The sequence below is a fragment of the Humidesulfovibrio sp. genome (assembly GCF_035560995.1).
Taxonomy (GTDB): Bacteria; Desulfobacterota; Desulfovibrionia; order Desulfovibrionales; family Desulfovibrionaceae; genus Humidesulfovibrio.
Map to the genome: position 1 here is coordinate 1 of NZ_DATMYK010000039.1, position 4,287 is coordinate 4,287.

Consider the following 4,287-nt stretch of genomic DNA (forward strand, 5'->3'; position numbering starts at 1 on the left):
GGGTCCAGGGGGTGCATGCCCCCTGGAAAAAATCCCATCTCCCTTCCCCTCTCTTCCCTTTCCCTTCCCTCTTCTCACGCTGCCGCCGCCCATTCCCACCGCTTCCAGGCTTCCAGCGACGAGCGCTGACCCAGGCCCTTCCTGCTCTGGGGCAGCTCGATGACCACGCGTGGCCCTGCCGGGGGGGCTATCTCACCCTTGGCTCCCAGCGCAGCCAAATGCTCGGCCAGGGCGTCGTGCTCCAGAAAGCCCGTGTCCACGCGGTTCTGGGAGAGGTTCTTCAGGCTGGCCAGGCCGTCTCCGCCGCCTGCCAGGAAGCTGTTGGTCACCAGGCGGTAGGTGGCGGCGGGGTCCAGGGGTGCGGTTGTGCCGTTCGGCAGGCGCAGGGTCAGGCCGTCGATGCGGCTGCCCTTTGGGCGTTCGGGGTGGATGACGTAGGTGAGGCCCGCGGTGTGGATGACGGCGATGCGGCGCAGGTCGCCGTTTTCCGGCGGCCGGGTGGCGATGCGGAACTCCACGGCGTCTTCCAGCACGTCTTTGATCTGCGTGCCTGTGGCGTCCATGGCCACCAGGGTGTTGCCAAAGGGCAGCACGCCCATGACCTGCCCCAGAGTGACCGGCCCGGCCAGCAGGTCGCGGCGAATGCCGCCCGCGCCGACAAAGGCGATCTGCGCGCCGGGGACCTTGGCCAGGTAGGAGTCGGCCACCAGGGGACCGGGATCGGTCTTCGTGCCGCGCAGCAGGTCCACGCGCAGCGTTGCCCCGCGGCCTGTTTCGCCGCCTGGCCCGCCACCTGTTCCGCCAATGGGCGCGCTCTGGAAGGCGGCGATCTTCTCCGCATAGGGCGCGAGCAGGGCCAGGAACTCCGGGTCGCCTTGAGCGACGCTGGCCGCGCCCGAGGCCTCCACCGCGGCGCGGATCGCCCGGCCGTCCTGTGAGGCGGGGTCCACAGTGAAAGGTCCCATGCGGAAGGGCTCGGATACCAGCAGTTTCGGCGCGGCGCTGTGGCCCGCGATGCGCCCCCTGGCGTCAAACTCCACGGACAGCGCGCCCAGCACCTCGCCCCATTTCCAGGCCTGGACCACCAGCACGGCCCGGCCGTCCGGCCCCTTGACCTCCGTGGGATAGGGCCCGGCGGGCTTGAGGCCCAGGCCGGCCAGGGCCGCGCGGTCGCCCAGCAGGCTGTGGGTGTGCCCGCCCACGATGACGTCGAGCCCGGGCACGTTCTTGGCCAAGTGCTGGTCCACATCGTAGCCGTTGTGGGAAAGCAGCACGATCTTGTTCACGCCTTGGGCCGCAAGCTCGGCCACGGCGGCGCGGATGGCCGGGGCGGGATCGAGGAAGCGCACGCGGCCCACGCTCATGGTCATAAGCGGCGTGGCCGTGGTGCTGGAGCCGATGACGCCGACGCGTTCAACGCCGCCCGGCGTGGCGTATTCGCGGATGACGTACGATCCGATGCGCCCGGAGAGTGCGGGCTCGGCCGAGGCGTCCACGTTGGAGGCGAGCACCGGGAAGCGCGCCAGGGCCAGCATGCGGCCCAGGTGCTCCGGCCCCCTGTCGAATTCGTGGTTGCCCAGGCACATGGCGTCCAGGCCCAGGCGGTTCAGGAAGTCGAACTCGGCCTGGCCCGCGAACACGTTGAAGTAGAGGGTGCCTTGCACGGCGTCGCCCGCGTGGAGCACCAGCAGGTTGCCGCCAGTCGCGCGCAGGGCGTCGAGCCCGGTCTTGAGGCGCGGCATGCCGCCCAGCCTGGCGCGCACGATCTGCCGCTGGCCGTCCACATCAAGGGTCAGGTTCTCCTCGGCGGGCTCCAGGGCGGAGTGCGTGTCGTTCACATGGGCGATGGTCAGCCTGAAGGGGCTGGAGGGATTAAGCGGCTGGCGCGGGGCGGCGCAGGCGGCCAGGAGGAGCGCCAGAACAAGGGCTAGGACAGGGGCCAGCATGGGCCGGAAGGCGTTCCAGGGCAGGGGAGCGGCGTGTTTTCGCATGAGAGGTCTCCTTGGGGGGGCGGGGGCCTAGCAGTTCACCTGCTTGATGCTGCTGCCGCTCTTTCCGGGCAGCACGTCGATGCGCGCGTCGATGCGTTCCTTGAGTTCGGCCACGTGGGAGATGATGCCGATGAGCCTGCCCGCGCTGTGCAGCTCCATGAGGGTGTTCAGCGCGTACTCCAGGGTCTCGCCGTCGAGGCTGCCGAAGCCCTCGTCGATGAAGATGCAGTCCAGCCGCCTGCCGCCCTGCTGGGCCATGACCACATCGGACAGGCCGAGGGCCAGGGCGAGGGACGCCAGGAAGGACTCGCCGCCGGACAGGGTGGAGGCGGGCCGCGTTTCCCCGGTGTGGGCGTCGGTGACATCCAGGTCCAGGCCGCCGGTGCTTCTGCCGTCGCGGGCCACGTCGGCGCGCACCAGGTGGTAGCGGTTCCGGCTCATGCGCGAGAGGCGCTCGCTGGCCGCGCGGGCCACTTCCTCGAACAGGGCCGCCAGCACGTAGCGCTGCAGGGTCATGCGCTTGGGATTATCCCCGCCCGCCAGGGCGGCCAGACGTCCGGCCACGCGGTACTGGGCCTCCAGCTCCCGCGCGCGCCCGGCCTTTTCGCCGATGGCCCTCAAGGCCTCAAGGATGCCCTCGCGCTGGGTGGCCAGCTCGCCCAATTCGCGGTTCAGGCGGTCCACCACGCCCGCGGCCTGGGCCAGCGCCGCGTCCAGCCCGGCCATGTCCGGCCGGGTCTTGTCCGCGCAGGCGGTTTCGGCACGGGCGTGACGGTCCGCGCCCGCGGCCAGGGCCTCGCGGAATTTCGCCGCCTCCTGGCGCAGGGCCTCGGCCCTGGACCGAGGCAGCTTGGCCTCGTGGTATTCCTGGATGGTCGGGAAGCCGTCGGTGAGCAGCCTGCGTTCAAAGGTCGCGCGCTGTTCGAAGAGCTTGGCGCTCCCGTCCTGGGCCGCCTGGCGCAGGGCCGTCTGTTCGCCCTGGCGCGTGCGCAGTGCGGCGTCCAGCTGGTCCAGGGCCTTTTGCGCGGCCAGGAAGGTCTGCTCCGCCGCAGGGATGAGCCGGGCCAGCTCGGCCAGCCGCTGCCGCACCTGGGCCGCGTCGGCCCCGCCCGCGCCTGCCTGGGCGCGTTCCAGCAGGGCCGTGGCGCTGGCCAGGGCGGCGGCGGCGGCGTTCAGCTCCTGCTCCGCCGCCGTTTGCCGGGCGTTCAGCTCCTGCCGCGAGGCGGCCAGGGCGTCGCGCTCCGTGCGGGCCTTTGTCAGGCGCGCGGCCCGCTGCGCTGCGTCGGCCTTGGCGCTTCGGGCCTGCTGGAGCTGCCGGGCCAGCTCGGCGGCGGGGATCTCGACGGCATCGCCCAGGGCCTCTCGGCAATGGCTCAAGCCGCTGTCCAGCCGGGCCAGGGCCTCCCGAGCATTGGTTGCTGCGGTGCGGGCGCGGTCGAGGTCCTGCTCGGCCTGCTCTACCAGACTTTCGGCCCCGGCCAGGGCCTTCTCGGCAAATTGGTCCGCCTGGTGCGAGGCCGGGCTGGGATGGTCCGTGGCGCCGCACACCGGACAGGGCTGGCCCTCGGCCAGGTTTGCGGCCAGCAGGGCGGCCTGTCCGTCCAGCAGGGCTTGCTGGGCGTGCTGGCGCTGATGCTGGGCTTGGAGCAGCCTGTCTTTGCGGTCCGCTTCATCCTTCTGGGCCTTGGCCAGGGCCGTTTGCGCGGCGGCGTGCTGGCCTTGCAGCGCGTCCAGCCGTTTGCGCTGCTCCGCTAGATTGCCCAGGCGTGCAATGTCCTGCTCCAGGCGCGCGGCGTCCCCGGCCTGCAGGGACAGGGTTTCGATCTCCGCGCCCAGGGCCGCCAGCCGTTCGTCCGCCTGGGCGGCGAGGGCCGCCGCCTGCTGCGCGCCCGCGCGGGCCGTGGCCTCGCGCGTCTGCGCCAGCTCGACGTGCTTCCGCGCGGCGTCGCGCTCCTGCAAGAGCTTCAGCTGTGCGCCCAGGCGTTCCTGCTCGGCCGCGCGCTCCGGGGTCTTCTCGCGCTCGGCCCGGGCCAGCTCCAACGCGGACTGCGCCGCCTCGCGCCGCCCGGAGAGGCCTTCGATGTCCGCGCCGAGCTGGCGCAGCGCGGCCTCGCGCTCCCTGCCCTCGGCCTCGCCCTGGCCGATGGCCGCCTCCAGGTCCGCGTGCTCCAGGGCCTTGAAGGCGCGCTCCGCCGTGCGCTCCTGTCGCTCCATGCCCGGCAGGTCGGCTTGCAGGCGCTCCAGGGCTTCACTGGCCTGGGCCCGCTCCAGAAAGTCCTTTTCCACGGCCTGGGCC

2 protein-coding genes are annotated in these 4,287 nt (G+C 72.0%); both read right to left on the minus strand.

Annotation, left to right across the window (positions count from 1 at the left end):
• Positions 1-74 precede the first annotated feature (74 nt).
• On the minus strand, positions 75-1,991 hold the full coding sequence (locus tag VN419_RS01270) for a bifunctional metallophosphatase/5'-nucleotidase (RefSeq protein ID WP_325643604.1): 1,917 nt from the start codon (positions 1,989-1,991) through the stop codon (positions 75-77).
• A gap of 27 nt (positions 1,992-2,018) precedes the next feature.
• Positions 2,019-4,287, minus strand: a 2,269-nt coding sequence (locus VN419_RS01275; protein WP_325643606.1) for an SMC family ATPase, incomplete at its 5' end; no start/stop codon positions are given.